The sequence below is a fragment of the Flavobacterium sp. N1736 genome, assembly GCF_025947065.1.
In the GTDB taxonomy this organism is placed as follows: domain Bacteria; phylum Bacteroidota; class Bacteroidia; order Flavobacteriales; family Flavobacteriaceae; genus Flavobacterium.
Genome location: NZ_CP109994.1, coordinates 1,104,581 through 1,119,347, shown reverse-complemented (window position 1 = coordinate 1,119,347; position 14,767 = coordinate 1,104,581). Strand labels below are relative to the sequence as shown.

The window sequence follows — 14,767 nt, the reverse complement described above, 5'->3', positions numbered from 1 at the left end:
ATTTATTATTATTTTTCTAAATTACTCATTTTCAGTTTATTTACCAATTTTTAGAAGTAAATCTGATACAGTTTTTGGTTGTGCCAAAAACGGAGAATGACTTGTATTTATCTGAAACACCGTTTTTATTCCGGCAGCCGCTATCATTTGATCCTGAAGTTTTGGAGAAATTACTTTGTCTTTTGTTGTTTTGATATACACTTTTTCTACACTTCCAAAATTTTCATTTGTCAATACCGCTTTATCACCAAAAGGAATCGCCGGTTCAGTACGATAATTATCAACTACACTTTGCTTTGCGCTTGTATTACCGTCACTGATAAAAAGATTCGTTAAATCAGTCGCTTTTACATCAAGCGTTAAATGATCTGCAGATTCTATAAGTGAAGGCCCTAAAATCGAATCAGGATCCGTCATTGCCAGATCGCCAATTGATTGTCCTGATTTTGGCAGGAAAGCACCAATATAAACCAGTTTGCTAATTTTTGACGGAACGCTTTCTGCAACAGCCGTTACAACCATACCGCCCATACTGTGACCTACCAAAATAACTTTGCCATCTACTTTTGAAAGTTCGCTGATTACTTTGTCGCGATACGCATTGATCGACAGGTTTTGCGGAGGTGTTTTATCCGTTCCGTGTCCCGGAAGTTCGATAACAATCACGCGATTTCCGTTTTTAATTAAATCTGCTTTTACCTCGTTCCAAACATAAGGCGCCTGCCACGCACCGTGAACAAGAACATAAGTTTGTGATGTAGTGTTGTTGTTTTCTTCATTATTCGTACATGATGCAAATAATGAAAACGTTGAAAACACAAATACTCCTGTGAGTATTTTAGAAATTGTTTTTTTCATTGTATTAAGTTTTAAATTTTTGTGCCTACTTTTTTTGACGGTGTTCGGCTTTTCCGTATTTCTTAAATTATTTGTCTTTATTATTGATTTTTAAATCGTTGTGCTTATTCAACACATAGAAACATAGCTATGTTTGTTTAAACAAGTGAAACGTCTTTGAGCAATTACAAAATCTATGTTTCTATGTGTTAAACAATTATGCTCAACAGTGTGTTGAAATATTTATGCTCAACAATCTTTTTTTTATTCTTTTAAAAGAAAATTATCCGGTGCAGGAATATCAAATCCGTTTAAAATCAACGCAATAAGACTATAACCGCCAATTAAAAAGTATAATTCTGCAACACCATCCTGACCCAGAAGATTCACGGCATGTTTATACGTTGAATCCGGAATAATTTTGCCGTTAACCAAGGCATATGCGATATTGTGGGCGATAATTTCCTTTTCATCTAATCCGTTTGGATGTCCGCCAGCAGCAAGTATTGCGATCGTATTTTGCGGAATTCCAAATGTTTCGGCCATAATTTCATGAGCATACAATTCGAAACGAGCGCCATAAAATCCGCCAACGGTTAAAATAACCACTTCACGCAAGGCTTTTGGAAGTGTTGCCTGAGTATCCAGCGTTCTTAAAAAGCTTAAAGCCGGCACACCAAATTGAGGATAATGCAACATCGGAATAAAAGGTCCGAGCAATGCGCCATTTGCATCGAGCATATTGACCTGACTCTGGCTATTGCCAATAAGGTTTGCAATTTCATCGTGTACAAATCGTAATTCTCCGCTAAGTTTTTCCGGTTGTAATGGGTTGATTCGCATGGTTTCTGTTTTTAAATGTTTTTAAAATCTCCTGTAAATTGTCCGTCGATAAGAATAAAAGCGATTCGGCAATTTTTGCCTGATCTGTTTGCCCAAGCATGATTAGTTCCTGCCTGAATCACTATGTCTCCGGCTTTAACTACTGTTTCTGCTCGATCAAGAATCATGGTGATTTCGCCTTCAAGTACAATTCCGTAATCAAGCGTTTCAGTTCTGTGCATTAATGGATGCGGCGCTCCTTTATGAGAAGTTGAGGCGCTTTCGTCTCCCATATCCTTAAATTTAGCCGATGCATCTGCGTCTGAAAGATTTCTGATTTCTTCACCTTCAGGCGGAAAATCAATTACTCTTATACGTGTTCCGTTTTTTGGCGGCGGTAACACTAAACTTTTTTCATCTGTTTCATCTGGCTGAGAATGAATTAATGCCGGAGTTTCTAAAGTGTGCCAAACTTCAAAAAACGTTGGGCCTCCGGGTCCGCCTATAAGTTGAGATAATGTTGGCGGAGCATCAGATACAATAATTGCTTTTCCATCTGTATCGTGACCTGTCACAATACGTCTAAATGTTTTTTGTGATTCCATGATTTCTTATTTTTAATTGTTTTTTTTATTTCTAAATACAAAAACTCCTAAATAATGAAACAGTAAACCTGTTCCCCATGCTGCGGTTTGCCATAAAGGCCATAAATATGTTTTGTCTGTAAAAAACCATATTGTCCAAATGATCGGAATGGTTAATACATATACTAATAAGTGAATTCTGAAACCTTTTTTGGGATTGATTTGAGCAACTTTGTACTCGTTTTCTAAATGTCTCATGATGTTGATTTTTAATGGTTTGAATTATTTTTATTTAAGTTGTTTTCCTAATTGTTCTACTTTTTTTAACCACTTATTTCGTTGGCTTTCAGTTGATTTTCTTATAAAACCAAAAGTGGAAAATTTGATAGGGTCAAATCCTACGTAACCAAAAACAATGTCTTTAAGGATTTGATATTGTGATGCGCGATAGATTATGTAAAACCACCATTTTGGCGTATCCATTGTAACAAGAAGTCTTAAACTTTTGCCTTTTAAAAGTTTTTCGGGGAAGATTTTTCCTGAATGATGTTTGAATGCGAAGTCCGGCAGAAAAATTCTGTCTATAAATCCTTTGGTAACGGCAGGCATAAAACCCCACCAGTTTGGATAAGACAAAACAACATGATCTGCCCACTGGATAAGTTCCTGTGAATGGATTAAATCGTCTTCGAGTTGTAATGTTTCTCCGTTTTTATATCCATCAGCAAGATTTACATTAAAATCAAGTTCAGAGATATAAATCGTTTTACAGTTTGCACCTGTAGTTTCAACTCCTTTTCTGTAAGCGTCTAATAATGCATTACAAAAAGAATTTTGAGAAGGATGCCCAAGTATAAGTAAGATATTCGTTTTCATTGCAGTTCATTTAATTTGACACTGCAAAGATTTTAAATATTAGAGAGGTGTTCCTGACACAAAAGTGTCAAAAATTACTTATGGGCTAATTTTTGGCGAATTCTTGTAAGTGATTGTCTCTCAATGCCAAGAAAACTGCAAAGATGAGAAATAGATATTCTGTTAAACAGCGCTGCATGTCCTTTTATGAAGTCAAGATAACGTTCTTCGGCAGTTTGAAATATGAAGCTTTCGATTCGTGCCTGCTGCCTTTTTAAAATTTCTTCGGCAACCAAACGTCCGTATTTTTCAAAACCCGGTAAATTTTCATAAATCCATTGCAGGTTTTCGTATGAGATACAAACTAAAGTCGTTGGTTCTAAGCACTGTATATTATATTTACTGGGTTGTCGCGTGATAAAAGCAGGATAATGCGTGGCATAATCACCTTCGGTATAAAAACCAACTGTGATTTCGTTTCCTTCTTTATCTACAAAAGAAGACCGCACTAATCCGTTTGCTATAAAACCAATTGCTTTTTGGACTTTACCAAATTGAAGAAAAAAGTCCTTTCTATTTAAATTTTCAATGGTAACTCTGGCTGCAAACTGCAAAAGTTCATCATCTGTTATATCAGGACAAATTTTCCTAACCGATTTTAAAAAAATATCAGTTCCAGTTTCCATATTGATGTTATTTAAGAATATAGTTTTGAAATCTCTTTAACAAAAATAAAGAAAATACATTATAGTCATGGCGACCTGAAAAAATTCACAGCTAAAAAATTAAACATAAAATCCGATTCCTTTGTACTCGTTTTTCCATAAATCCATATATTTACGTTTTTAGTTGGTAAATTAATTCATAAGAATATCGAATCTTATCGCGTTAAGCCAAATAATTTTAAGCAGTCAAGATGGAAAATCACACCGTATCAATAACATCGTTACCTCTGGGTGATAATCCGATACCGAACAATATAATAAAGAAAGCCGATTTACTACCGGATCCGGAATCGCGTTTGGACTCTATGGAAATGAAAGAAAAACCTCTGGGTGACACTGCTATTCCGTTTAGAGATTTGACAGATGTGGCCAGTAAAAAAGAAAGCATTGCCCGAATTATTGACAAACTGGATGTTGAAAATAGTATTCGATATCAAAAAACCATCGAAGATACGTATTGCAATGTGTACTCTTATGATTACTGCTATTTCTCTAAAGTTTATCTTCCAACAGTTTGGTGGAAACCCGAATTTCTAGAAAAAGTTTTACAAGGACAGGAAATAGAAGCTGTTTTTGAACAAACCGTAGATCGTATTTACTCCAGCGCCATACACGATTGGTTTTTAGAATGGGGAGCAAGTTTTGGCTGGAAAAGAATGTTTACTGTTGATGAAATTCAGAATAAAGTGAATGCAAATGGCGGAATTGGAATAATTTGTGCCAAAAGAAAAATAAAAGGACTTTCCGGACATATAGTTCCTGTTATTCCCGAAAATGATTCGAATAAAGCATATCGTGAAAACGAAAAAGTAGTATATCCTTTACAATCTCAAGCAGGAAAACTGAATTATAATTATTTTTCGGAAGTACGAAAAGATTGGTGGAATGATGCGTTATATTCGTCACACGTGTTTTATTACCATGAATAAATAAAACAATTAAAAACATTTCAAAAAAATATTGATTTTCAGTATTTTAACTACTTGGAAATGACATAATAAAAAACTACTTTTGCAACTTGGAAAAAACAAGAATAGTAAAAGTTGCAACTCCACTATTCATCTTCTTAAATTATTGATATAAAAGCAATTAATAATTTTATAACCTCATTATAAAATTTTACTTTTTTATCAGTTTTTCAGTTGATTCAAGTACACAATTTCTGAGATTAAAAATAGATTCCTGCAATTTTAAAAGTAAAATAAAACTTTTAATGGAAGCAAACCAATATGCTTAACCGTTAAAAAGCCTTTTTGCCTCTGATTTTGAACAGATTCTATTTCCGAATAAAAATAATGACTTTAAGAACTTTAATTTAACCATAAAAAAAGAAAGCTAGTATAAATGAAAGACAATCAGACAAAAAAATATTATTGGGGAATTGGATTAGAAAACGAAACCTATATGCAATTTGAAGAATCCCTAATAGTTTCTGGTGAGTTTATACAAGAAAAAATTGGTTTTGAGAAATATAGTATCGATTATAGAAAATGTTATAAACCGGAAAGCCTTGCTCCTATTTTGAAGAAAGCTTTTGGTTTGACTGAAAACTATAAAGTAAGCCGAATGATGAATAGTCATTCGCTGGAAAAACTCGATATAAACTATCAGCACAAAACTTTATCGCCGATAAAACCATTAATTGATACCGAAAATGGTGAAGTAATCGCTGAACCAACTGAAAACCCTGAATATCTTGGTAAATCGATCATGGAACTTTTTCTTGAAGATCAGCCATATAATATTCAGAGTATGATTACCCAAAGAAATAAAACGATGGGTTCTGTACATTTTGATGGTGATTCTATCGAATTCGTAACCAAGTATTTTGAAAACAGAACAATTGCTGATTCCTGCAAGGAATTGAAAGCGACCAAAAAATTGTTTCTTGATAAAATCAATGAATCCTCTGTTTTAAACGGAAAATTGAATTTTCCGGATTATAACAATGGTCTTAATATGTTCATGACAAACCAAGAAAATCTGGTTTTGTTTAATAACGGAACGTATCATTTTCATATTACTTTGCCGTCGTTAACAGAAGACAGCAGAATTGTTGATTACAATGATTTTGAAAAAACACACGCCAATGCCATTTATTTATTGCAATGGTTTGAGCCGTTTTTCATAGCAACTCTTGGAAGCCCGGATATTATGGGCGTGATAAGCGATAAATACAGTCTGGACAAAAAATTTACTTTGGGTTCTATGCGAAATGCAATGTCGCGTTACATTGGCGTAGGAACATATAATAAAGCAATGCCAAAAGGCAAAATTTTAACCTATAATGTGGACGATTTTAGAAAATTACTAAAATTTGAAAAAGAAGAAAACATTTGGTGGCGCGATCAGATTGAAGCTGAAATGGAATATGAAATGCTTTCGGAAGTTGGTCTTGATTTTAATCAGGAAAAAATGTACCAAAGTGGTTTTGAATTCAGAAGTTTTGATGAGTTTCCGGCGGAATACTTAAATGATGTCCTTTTTTCTATAATTCTAATCTGTGAGCATTCTTTAAATCTGCCTGATGTGCAATGGGCGCATGATAGTAAGGCGTGGAATAATCTGGTTTTTAAAACTTTAAAAATGGGTTACGCAACTGAAATCAATGAAGATGAAAAAGCTGAAGTGTTGAATTTACTTCAATTATTAAATCCGTCAGCTGCTAATTACAACACGCTAAAAGCTGAATTTGAAGCAATCGTACTATTAGAAGAATTTTTCTTTAAAATCCTGGCTGTTTTACATGAAAAATACAAAGACAACAACATTTGTTTAGATGCTATGTGCGGACAAAAAACAAGTTCTCCGCCAAAATGGGATAACTTTAATAAATACCAAACTGAAAGACATTTGAAGCAAATTGGCTCTTTTTGTGATAATTAAAATTTAAATAATTTTTCGTCACTATAAATCATAAAAAAATCCCATCAAGAAAATTTTTCTTTTTGGGATTTTTTATATTTAAAAAGTACATTACGCTACTTCTTCTACTTTTAAGATTTCCAGTTTAAGATTTCCTTTTTTAGCAGGCCATTCTACAACGTTTCCTTCTTTATATCCTACCATTGCTATACCTTCATCAGAAAGAATAGAAATTCTGTTTTTACTTACTTTGTTTTTCTCAGGACCTACAAACACAACCGTTTTTTCTTCATTGGTTGCACAATCTTTATAAGTTACTCTTCGGTTTACTGAAACAATATCTTCCGGTAAATCTCTTCTTAATACCTGTGTGGCTTTTTTAAGTTCATGAAGCAATAATACTTCTTCTTCTATTGTTACTTTTTTTCTTCTTACGTGATCTTTAATTAAATCGTATATTCCTGTTGTTAAAATAATATTTTGTGATTGTGACATAACTTTCTTGTTTGCTCCCATATTCATAGGTAAGATAATAACTCATCATTAAATTTCTAATAGCTGTTGTGTAGTTTGAATTCAATGATATCCTAATCCCAATGAAAATTGAAGATTAAATAAATGAGCAGCCCGGTTGAAGGAATCCCTGTCCAGAGTTTTGACAGGGCTTAATTAATAAACTCTTTCGAACTTTTTAAGAAAGTATCGTCATGCAAATATAACAACGTGCCCATAAGGCGCATCAAGTGATTATTCGTAAAATAAAAATTTGAAATAGTCATTATTATATATGCATTTAATTGTGCGCAAGTTACCGCTTTTTTTTGAAAGAAAAAACATATAAAATAATAATAAAACGTTAACATCAAACCTATCAACCATATACATCAAATTTATTATTACAAAAACAAAAGGACAGCTGTAAAAACCGTCCCTTAATATTAATTCAAATATAAAATTATCTCATTATCTCATTTTCTAATTATCTAATCTTCTAATTACCCCAATTATCTAATTTACATTTCAAGGTATAATCTGATCATTTCTTAACTGAGCAAACAACTCAAAAAACGAATCTTTGGTGTCTTTATACCCTGCAAAACCAAGTTTTCTACTTCCTGACATATCTGTCATCACTTCTAACGGACGTCCTAAATCAAGATCTGTATGCCATGCAGATGCCAACTGAGACAAATCGCCTTCAATTAATTGATGTTGTTCTTTAATTTCTTTCCAAACAGCCTGTTTTTGATTCAATACGATTTCAAGTGGTTTTATAGTTCCATTATAACCTTCATATTCAATTTGAAACCATTCGGCTATTTTCGGCCAAAGCCATTTCCATCTAAAAACATCTCCATTTGTGATATTAAAAGCCTGATTGTGAGCTTCAGGATTAATTGCAGACCAAATAATCTGATCTGCGAGAATTTTAGCATCTGTAACATCAGATATTCCGTTCCATTGTGCATCAGAACCCGGCCAAATAAACGGAGTTCCTTCGTGTTTGCAAATGCTTGCATAAACGGCTAATGTTGTGCCCATATTCATGGCATTTCCAATAGTTTTACCAATTAGAGTATGCGGTCTGTGTATATTCCATGTAAAACCATCTCTTGCAGCGGCCTTATAAACTTCATCTTCCTGAGCGTAATAAAAATTAGGCAGGTTTAATCGCGGCTGTTCCTCTCTTAATGGTGTTTCAGGCAAAGTTCCTGAATTCGCATACGCATCAAAAGGTCCTAAATAATGTTTTAAACCCGTAACCAATGAAACATGTTTTATTGATTTTTTAGGCGATAATGCGTCTAATAAATTTCGAATCATGGCGCTGTTCACCCTGATATTTTCTTCTTCGGTATCATTTCGCATCCATGTTGTAAAAAAAACATGCGTTGGCGCAATTTCGCTTAAAGCGGAAACTAATGATTCAGAATTAAGTAAATCAGCGGCAATTGGCTGTAAACCTTCAATATCATTTTTCGGATTTCGGGAAAGTCCAAAAACAGTCCATCCGTTTTCCAGCAGTTTTATCGCAAGATTACTTCCTGCAATTCCAGTTGCTCCTACTACTAATGCAATATTTCCGGCAGTTTGTTGTATTGGTAATTGTTGAGAATTCATAAGTATTATATTTTTTTCAAAATTACTTAGAAAACACACTTCGTAACGATGACCTGAAACAAGAAATCTGCTTGATTTAGATCAATTATTTCGGCTTAATTATGACATTTTTCTTTAATCTGCTCAGCGTTTCAGGCGAAAGTCCGAGATAAGAAGCCAATAAATTTTGCGGTATTCGTTTTATTAAATCAGGATTGTTTTCTAAAAGATGCCTGTATTTTTCTTCTGCCGTATGAGTATGCGAACTTATTAATCTTCTTTCTTTTGTAATTAAGCTATTTTGAAAAAGCAAACGAAAATACCGATCCATGACAGGAACTTGTATCGTTAAGTTTTCAAAATCTTCTTTGGAAATAAGCAAAACTTCTGAATCTTCCATTGCATCGATACTATAAAAAGAAATTCCTCCGCTAAAAAAACTGCTCATATCCGATGTCCACCAGCCTTCTGGCGAAAACTGATTGATGTGTTCATTGCCTTTATCATCACTATGATAAGACTTTAAAAGTCCTTTTGAAACAAACGTCAGATAGCTGCAAACATGACCTTCAACAACTACGAATTGCTTTTTCTTTAGCTTTTTAGGCTTAAAAAAAGTCTTTATAAGTTCCTTTTCTGCTTGGGTTAATAGAACTTTTTCTTCAAGATGTTTGAAAATTATATCGTACATTTTATGTGTTTTTACCTTTATGAATTATGAAGTATAACAAATGTATGCTATTTATTTTTTAACTTTCGTTATCTAAAAAAATACAAAATGGTATTAGATTTTAAAAACTTTCCAAAATTAACAACCCAAAGATTAGTATTGCGAGCTATTGAAAATACTGATTATGAGTTAATTCATAAACTACGTTCTGATGAAGTGGTCAACAGATTTGTTGGCAGAGATAATACATCGACTTTAGAAAAAGCACAGGAATTTATTCTTAATATACAAAGTTTGGTGGACAAAAATGAAGGTCTTTACTGGATTATCCGATTTAAGGAAAACAATGATTTGCTTGGATCTGTTTGTTTGTGGAATTTTGATCCTGAAAATGAAATTGTCGAAATTGGATATGAAATGCTGTCTGAATTTCAAGGCAAAGGCATTATGAGCGAAGCTTTAAAAAAGGTTATCGAATATGTGTTTGAAGAAATGAAAGCAAAAATAATTACCGCATTTCCGTCTGCAGATAATGTAAATTCTGTTGCCATTCTTAAAAAGCTGAATTTCGAACTCGAAGATGAAAAATACAATAATACACACGGAAATGTAGAGAACCTTGTTACATATACTTTAAGAAATAGTAAGACCAGTTAATCAGCAGTGTTCTGCTAAAACAGGTATTTATACCTTAAAAGGAGACTAGCAAATAGGTTATTTTTGGTCAACTTTCAATCAATAACTAAAAGTACTATGGAAACAAATTCAGATCACTCAGAAGATTTAAAAAGTAAAGATGTTGCTTATCGTACTAAAATTACAACTCCGGATGGTACTAAACCTATTGAGCGTATAGAAAATGGTGATACTGTCCTTGCGTTTTCTTCAAAATTAGAATCGGGAAAAATCAAATTAACGGCATCAAATCAAACTGTTTCTTATAGTGCCGGTGTTGAGGGACAAAGATCTTTAATGGTTTATTTTGACCTGAGGAATTTTGATGACTCCCGCATCGATTTGATATGCAGTCTCGATCAGCCTTTATTACTTATAAACGGTAAATATGCCAGAGCCGGAAAACTGGGAAAAGGACAGGAACTTGTTAATAAAGAAGGAAATCCTGTAACTATAAACAGTGCTTCTATGGGATATTATCAGGGTGGTATTCATGCTATTGTGACTAATGCCCCAACGAATAAGCTTCCTGATGGTCATTTATTGCTGGCTAATGGCATAATTATAGGAGATTTTATCATGCAATCGCACTTTGATCAATTGGATAATGCCATAAAAGAAATTTAAGATAATAGAATTTTACCAAAATATGCATTTAACTATTCTTGAAAAACTATGGAAACGCGCTTTGTATCCCGCTGATCTTTCGACGAAAAATGATACGAAAAACTGGGATGAAGAAATAAAAACTTTATACAAGTTGGGTATTAGTATGGAGGAAACACTGCAGTTTTTATACTTTGAAAAACCGGATTTCGAGTCTTTTAAATTTTGGATTACAAACAAACAAAAAAACGAAAATACCGAATCTGAAGCTTTTATAGCTAACGTATTATCACAAGAAGATCTTGAATTTTGGAATGAGAATGGTTATATTATTGTAAAAAATGCCATTTCGAAAAAAGATTGCGAAGATACGCAACAGGCAATTTGGGATTTCCTAAAAATGGATTCTAATAATAAAGAAACCTGGTATAAACGACATGAAAATCAAAAAGGTTTAATGCTGAATTTTTCAGATCACGAAACATTAAATAAAAACAGATTTTCGCCTAGAATAAAAAAAGCATACGAACAGCTTTACAATTCAACAAACATATATAAAACCATCGACAAAGTGAGTTTTAATCCGCCTGAGACTGAAGAATTTACTTTTTTAGGAAGTCCGATTCATTGGGATACGAGTTTAAAACAACCTATAAAATTTGGATTGCAGGGACTACTCTATCTTACTGATTGTGGTGCAAATGATGGCGCATTTCATTGCGTTCCGGGATTTCATAATAAAATAAATGATTGGTTAGACAACCTTCTGCCAAATGAAAACCCAAGAGAGAAAGCCATCACAACATTAAAACCAGAACCTATAATTGGCGATGCCGGCGATTTTATAATCTGGAACAATACTTTACCGCATTGTGCAACACCAAATAAAGGAGAAAATCCGAGAATGGTGCAGTATTTAACCTATTTACCAAATGATCATAATACTTCGGGAGAATGGATTTAAATATATTGACGTCTATTCCTGCAAGGTTTTCAAAACCTTGTAGGTTTATATTTTCACGTAGAATTTAAAAGTATAGAATTCATACCTACAAGGTTTTGAAAACCTTGTAGGACAAAATGACATTTTAAACAAACTAAATTGACATTTTGAACAAACGCTCTACTTTACTTTCCTGATAATTTTGTCTTATAATAATCACTTAAAAAATTATAAGAACATGAAACAGAATAATTATCAGGGAGCATTACAAAATCCGGTTGGTTCAGGATTTAATGCAAAATCAACAGCAAATAATGTCATTAACGGAATTGACCTTACGGGAAAAATTGCCATTGTAACGGGCGGTAACACCGGTATTGGTTTAGAAACTGCCAAAATTCTCGCCAACGCCGGAGCAACGGTTATAGTTCCTGCCAGAGACATCGAAAAAGCAAAAAAGAATTTACAAGGCATACCAAATATTGAGTTGGCTGAAATGGATTTAATAAATCCTGATTCTATAGATGCTTTTGCAGAAAAATTTCTTTCGTCTAACAGACCTTTGCATTTGCTTATTAATAATGCCGGTATTATGTGGGTTCCGTTTCGCAGGGATAATCGCGGTATCGAATCGCAATTGGCAACAAATTATCTGGCACAATTTCAGCTTACCGCGAGATTATGGACTGCATTAAAAAAAGCGAATTCTGCACGCGTTATCAATGTCTCATCACAAGGACATCAATTTGCTCGTTTTGATTTTGACGATCCTAATTTTCTTTATAGAGAATATGAAACTTTACAGGCTTACGGTCAATCTAAAACTGCTTGTAATTTATTTGCTCTTGAGCTGGATAATCGCGGTAAAGCATTTGGCGTGCGATCTTATTCGCTGCATCCGGGCTCAATTAACGGAACTGAACTTGCCAGAGAAGCATCTTTAGAATTGTTTCAAAAAATGGGTCTTTGTGATGCTGAAGGCAATATTTTGCCGGAAATTGCGGCAAGTTTAAAAACAATTCCGCAAGGCGCTGCAACAACTGTCTGGTGTGCAACAAGTGCTTTGCTTAATGATTTAGGCGGTGTTTATTGCGAAGATGCCGAAGTTGCTGTAATAGCTCCAGAATCTTCAATAACAGCTGGTGTAAAAGAATATTCGTTAGACGAAAATAACGCAAAACGTTTGTGGCTTCTGAGTGAAAAAATGACAGGAATTGCATTTAAAATTGACTAAAAACATATCTTAACACATGGAAACATATTTTTCAATACATAGCTATGTTTGTTTAAACAAGTGAAACGCCTTTTTAAGCGTACAAAACCTATGTTTCTATGTGTTAAAAATTATACTCAACAGGTTTTTTACTAAATTTGATCTGTATTCAGCCTCTTGCAATTTTATAACCTTTAAATTATGACAAACTATGGAATTTGAGGCGAAATATATAACGCCGGATATCAAGCTTTCTTCTTATGAAGATCACTTTTTTAAGTCAGATATAATGTTTGATCAGCATATGCTGGTTTGGTTTATTTCGGGAGAAACTAAAATTGTACAGGCAGACGGTATTTATATTTTTAAAAAAGGTGATATTTTTCTTATTCCGAGAAATCAACTGGCAACCATTATTAATTACCCAAAAGATGGTTTGCCGCATAAAACCGTTGTCATGCATTTATCGACAGCACGATTAAAAGATTTTTATGCAAAACTCGATGTTAAACCTAAAACTTTACTGTCTCCAAAAATAAATTACTACAATAATCATCCATTATTAGAAAGCTGTCTTGCTTCGTTAATTCCGTATTTTGATATGAAGGAACTTCCTGAAGATATTGCGTCACTCAAAATTACCGAAGCAATAACAATCCTGAGAAGGATTGACAAGGAAATAGATGATGTTCTTGCCAATTTTGAAGAACCGGGAAAAATTGATTTAGTGAATTTTATGGAACGTAATTTTATGTTTAATATGCCGTTAGACCGTCTTGGATATCTAACCGGACGCAGTTTATCGACATTTAACCGGGATTTTAGAAAGTACTTTAATACTACGCCGCAAAAATGGCTTACGACAAAAAGGCTGGAATTAGCGCATTATCAACTTACAAAAAACAAGAAAAAAACAATCGATGTTTGTTATGAAGTTGGCTTCGAAAATCTTTCGCATTTTTCTTATGCTTTCAAGAAACAATTTGGTTATACAGCAACTGAATTAATTAATGCCAGCTTAAATATACTGCCTGAAAATGGCGAATTAATGATACCGAAAATTACTTAAATCTGTTGTTTTTATTTCAGTAAACACGGGTAATTAGCACAGTAAAACATTGATTAAAAACCAATTGTAATTATATTTTTTTCTTGAAACCGAAATTTTATTTCAACAATAAATCAAAATATTCCAAATTTTAGTTATCTTTAAATCCCCCCAAATTTTATAAATCGTTTCCTGGCTTTTACAACTTTGACCAACCAAAAACCGAAAAAATATGAAATGGTTCACCAATTTAACGATCGAAAAAATTAAAGGGAAATTTTCAAAATCCAATACCAGCACAGAATCTGTGCATTTTGAAAAAGGAAAGGAACTTTATTTTGCCAACCAATTTCAAGAGGCAATCATTCACTTTGACAATGCCATTACTTCTGGTTTGTATTACGAAGCTTATAAATTAAAAGGAAACTGTTTGCAAAAACTCGATTATCATTATAATGCTATCGAAGATTTTGACAAAGCAATTGAAGCAAATCCTCTGGACTTTTCAAATTATTACAGTCGGGCAGTTTCTAAAAAAGCAATTTTAGATTTTACGGGACAAATTGAAGATCTTCATAATGCCATTTATTACTACAGGAAAAATTCAATTTTAGAAAATTCAATTTTAAGATCTTTTGAAAATGACTTATTATTCGCTAAAATGAAAATTGAAGGATTAACAAAAAACGCTGCCGAAATAGCCAGAATTCCTTCGCTGGAAATTAAGTCACTTATTCGGGATTCGCTGCATCTTATTAAACAGGTGAAATTAAAAAATACAGCTCTGAAATAATTATAAAAAAAATGCCCTGAAATTTCAGGGC

17 protein-coding genes are annotated in these 14,767 nt (G+C 33.3%); 8 read left to right on the top strand and 9 right to left on the bottom strand.

Annotated elements, in window-relative coordinates; all coding sequences use genetic code 11:
* Positions 1–36: 36 nt before the first annotated feature.
* From OLM54_RS04890 to OLM54_RS04865, 6 genes are all read right to left on the bottom strand, one after another.
* Positions 37–858, bottom strand: a complete 822-nt coding sequence (locus OLM54_RS04890) for an alpha/beta fold hydrolase (RefSeq protein WP_264537480.1) — start codon at positions 856–858, stop codon at positions 37–39.
* A 243-nt stretch (positions 859–1,101) separates the two neighbouring features.
* Positions 1,102–1,680 carry a carboxymuconolactone decarboxylase family protein gene (locus tag OLM54_RS04885; RefSeq protein WP_264537479.1) on the bottom strand — a complete coding sequence of 193 codons (579 nt, stop codon included), beginning with the start codon at positions 1,678–1,680 and terminating at the stop codon, positions 1,102–1,104.
* Between the two features lie 11 nt (positions 1,681–1,691).
* Positions 1,692–2,264, bottom strand: a complete 573-nt coding sequence (locus OLM54_RS04880; RefSeq protein ID WP_264537478.1) for a cupin domain-containing protein — start codon at positions 2,262–2,264, stop codon at positions 1,692–1,694.
* 12 nt (positions 2,265–2,276) lie between these two features.
* A complete protein-coding gene (locus tag OLM54_RS04875; protein WP_264537477.1) occupies positions 2,277–2,501 on the bottom strand; it encodes a 2TM domain-containing protein in 225 nt (74 codons plus the stop codon).
* A gap of 30 nt (positions 2,502–2,531) precedes the next feature.
* Complete coding sequence (locus OLM54_RS04870; protein WP_264537476.1) at positions 2,532–3,119, bottom strand: NAD(P)H-dependent oxidoreductase; 588 nt, start codon at positions 3,117–3,119, stop codon at positions 2,532–2,534.
* Positions 3,120–3,193: 74 nt separating this feature from the next.
* Positions 3,194–3,784, bottom strand: coding sequence for a Crp/Fnr family transcriptional regulator (locus tag OLM54_RS04865; RefSeq protein WP_264537475.1), 591 nt, complete (start codon positions 3,782–3,784; stop codon positions 3,194–3,196).
* Between the two features lie 230 nt (positions 3,785–4,014).
* On the opposite strand from OLM54_RS04865, the gene OLM54_RS04860 reads away from it, so the two are divergent.
* Together OLM54_RS04860 and OLM54_RS04855 are read left to right on the top strand one after the other, a co-directional pair.
* Positions 4,015–4,752 carry a hypothetical protein gene (locus OLM54_RS04860; RefSeq protein ID WP_264537474.1) on the top strand — a complete coding sequence of 246 codons (738 nt, stop codon included), beginning with the start codon at positions 4,015–4,017 and terminating at the stop codon, positions 4,750–4,752.
* A gap of 415 nt (positions 4,753–5,167) precedes the next feature.
* Entirely contained in the window at positions 5,168–6,709 is a 1,542-nt protein-coding gene (locus OLM54_RS04855) for a hypothetical protein (protein WP_264537473.1), read from the top strand.
* 90 nt (positions 6,710–6,799) lie between these two features.
* Here the strand turns inward: OLM54_RS04855 and OLM54_RS04850 are convergent, their stop codons facing one another.
* The 3 genes from OLM54_RS04850 to OLM54_RS04840 all read right to left on the bottom strand — a co-directional run bounded on the left by OLM54_RS04850 (position 6,800) and on the right by OLM54_RS04840 (position 9,479).
* Entirely contained in the window at positions 6,800–7,183 is a 384-nt protein-coding gene (locus OLM54_RS04850; RefSeq protein ID WP_264537472.1) for a GreA/GreB family elongation factor, read from the bottom strand.
* Between the two features lie 525 nt (positions 7,184–7,708).
* Positions 7,709–8,809, bottom strand: coding sequence for an SDR family oxidoreductase (locus OLM54_RS04845; protein ID WP_264537471.1), 1,101 nt, complete (start codon positions 8,807–8,809; stop codon positions 7,709–7,711).
* 85 nt (positions 8,810–8,894) lie between these two features.
* Positions 8,895–9,479, bottom strand: coding sequence for a Crp/Fnr family transcriptional regulator (locus tag OLM54_RS04840; protein WP_264537470.1), 585 nt, complete (start codon positions 9,477–9,479; stop codon positions 8,895–8,897).
* An 87-nt stretch (positions 9,480–9,566) separates the two neighbouring features.
* Here OLM54_RS04840 and OLM54_RS04835 point away from each other — a divergent pair, with 87 nt between their 5' ends.
* The 6 genes from OLM54_RS04835 (at position 9,567) to OLM54_RS04810 (ending at position 14,736) form a co-directional block, all read left to right on the top strand.
* On the top strand, positions 9,567–10,115 hold the full coding sequence (locus OLM54_RS04835; RefSeq protein ID WP_264537469.1) for a GNAT family N-acetyltransferase: 549 nt from the start codon (positions 9,567–9,569) through the stop codon (positions 10,113–10,115).
* Positions 10,116–10,211: 96 nt separating this feature from the next.
* The gene (locus OLM54_RS04830) at positions 10,212–10,760 is read left to right on the top strand and encodes a hypothetical protein (RefSeq protein ID WP_264537468.1); all 549 of its coding nucleotides are present in this window, start codon (positions 10,212–10,214) and stop codon (positions 10,758–10,760) included.
* A gap of 22 nt (positions 10,761–10,782) precedes the next feature.
* Positions 10,783–11,703, top strand: coding sequence for a phytanoyl-CoA dioxygenase family protein (locus OLM54_RS04825; protein WP_264537467.1), 921 nt, complete (start codon positions 10,783–10,785; stop codon positions 11,701–11,703).
* Between the two features lie 217 nt (positions 11,704–11,920).
* Positions 11,921–12,916: an SDR family NAD(P)-dependent oxidoreductase gene (locus OLM54_RS04820; protein ID WP_264537466.1), complete on the top strand. Its 996-nt coding sequence runs from the start codon at positions 11,921–11,923 to the stop codon at positions 12,914–12,916.
* A gap of 190 nt (positions 12,917–13,106) precedes the next feature.
* Positions 13,107–13,964: a helix-turn-helix domain-containing protein gene (locus OLM54_RS04815; protein WP_264537465.1), complete on the top strand. Its 858-nt coding sequence runs from the start codon at positions 13,107–13,109 to the stop codon at positions 13,962–13,964.
* Positions 13,965–14,175: 211 nt separating this feature from the next.
* Positions 14,176–14,736 (top strand): tetratricopeptide repeat protein, encoded by a 561-nt coding sequence (locus tag OLM54_RS04810; protein WP_264537464.1) that lies wholly within the window; start codon positions 14,176–14,178, stop codon positions 14,734–14,736.
* Positions 14,737–14,767 lie beyond the last annotated feature (31 nt).

Bases quoted from the DNA above. Each gene is read 5' to 3' on its own strand.
- OLM54_RS04890 (WP_264537480.1), bottom strand. From the start codon at position 858: ATGAAAAAAACAATTTCTAAAATACTCACAGGAGTATTTGTGTTTTCA.
- OLM54_RS04885 (WP_264537479.1), bottom strand. From the start codon at position 1,680: ATGCGAATCAACCCATTACAACCGGAAAAACTTAGCGGAGAATTACGA.
- OLM54_RS04880 (WP_264537478.1), bottom strand. From the start codon at position 2,264: ATGGAATCACAAAAAACATTTAGACGTATTGTGACAGGTCACGATACA.
- OLM54_RS04875 (WP_264537477.1), bottom strand. From the start codon at position 2,501: ATGAGACATTTAGAAAACGAGTACAAAGTTGCTCAAATCAATCCCAAA.
- OLM54_RS04870 (WP_264537476.1), bottom strand. From the start codon at position 3,119: ATGAAAACGAATATCTTACTTATACTTGGGCATCCTTCTCAAAATTCT.
- OLM54_RS04865 (WP_264537475.1), bottom strand. From the start codon at position 3,784: ATGGAAACTGGAACTGATATTTTTTTAAAATCGGTTAGGAAAATTTGT.
- OLM54_RS04860 (WP_264537474.1), top strand. From the start codon at position 4,015: ATGGAAAATCACACCGTATCAATAACATCGTTACCTCTGGGTGATAAT.
- OLM54_RS04855 (WP_264537473.1), top strand. From the start codon at position 5,168: ATGAAAGACAATCAGACAAAAAAATATTATTGGGGAATTGGATTAGAA.
- OLM54_RS04850 (WP_264537472.1), bottom strand. From the start codon at position 7,183: ATGTCACAATCACAAAATATTATTTTAACAACAGGAATATACGATTTA.
- OLM54_RS04845 (WP_264537471.1), bottom strand. From the start codon at position 8,809: ATGAATTCTCAACAATTACCAATACAACAAACTGCCGGAAATATTGCA.
- OLM54_RS04840 (WP_264537470.1), bottom strand. From the start codon at position 9,479: ATGTACGATATAATTTTCAAACATCTTGAAGAAAAAGTTCTATTAACC.
- OLM54_RS04835 (WP_264537469.1), top strand. From the start codon at position 9,567: ATGGTATTAGATTTTAAAAACTTTCCAAAATTAACAACCCAAAGATTA.
- OLM54_RS04830 (WP_264537468.1), top strand. From the start codon at position 10,212: ATGGAAACAAATTCAGATCACTCAGAAGATTTAAAAAGTAAAGATGTT.
- OLM54_RS04825 (WP_264537467.1), top strand. From the start codon at position 10,783: ATGCATTTAACTATTCTTGAAAAACTATGGAAACGCGCTTTGTATCCC.
- OLM54_RS04820 (WP_264537466.1), top strand. From the start codon at position 11,921: ATGAAACAGAATAATTATCAGGGAGCATTACAAAATCCGGTTGGTTCA.
- OLM54_RS04815 (WP_264537465.1), top strand. From the start codon at position 13,107: ATGGAATTTGAGGCGAAATATATAACGCCGGATATCAAGCTTTCTTCT.
- OLM54_RS04810 (WP_264537464.1), top strand. From the start codon at position 14,176: ATGAAATGGTTCACCAATTTAACGATCGAAAAAATTAAAGGGAAATTT.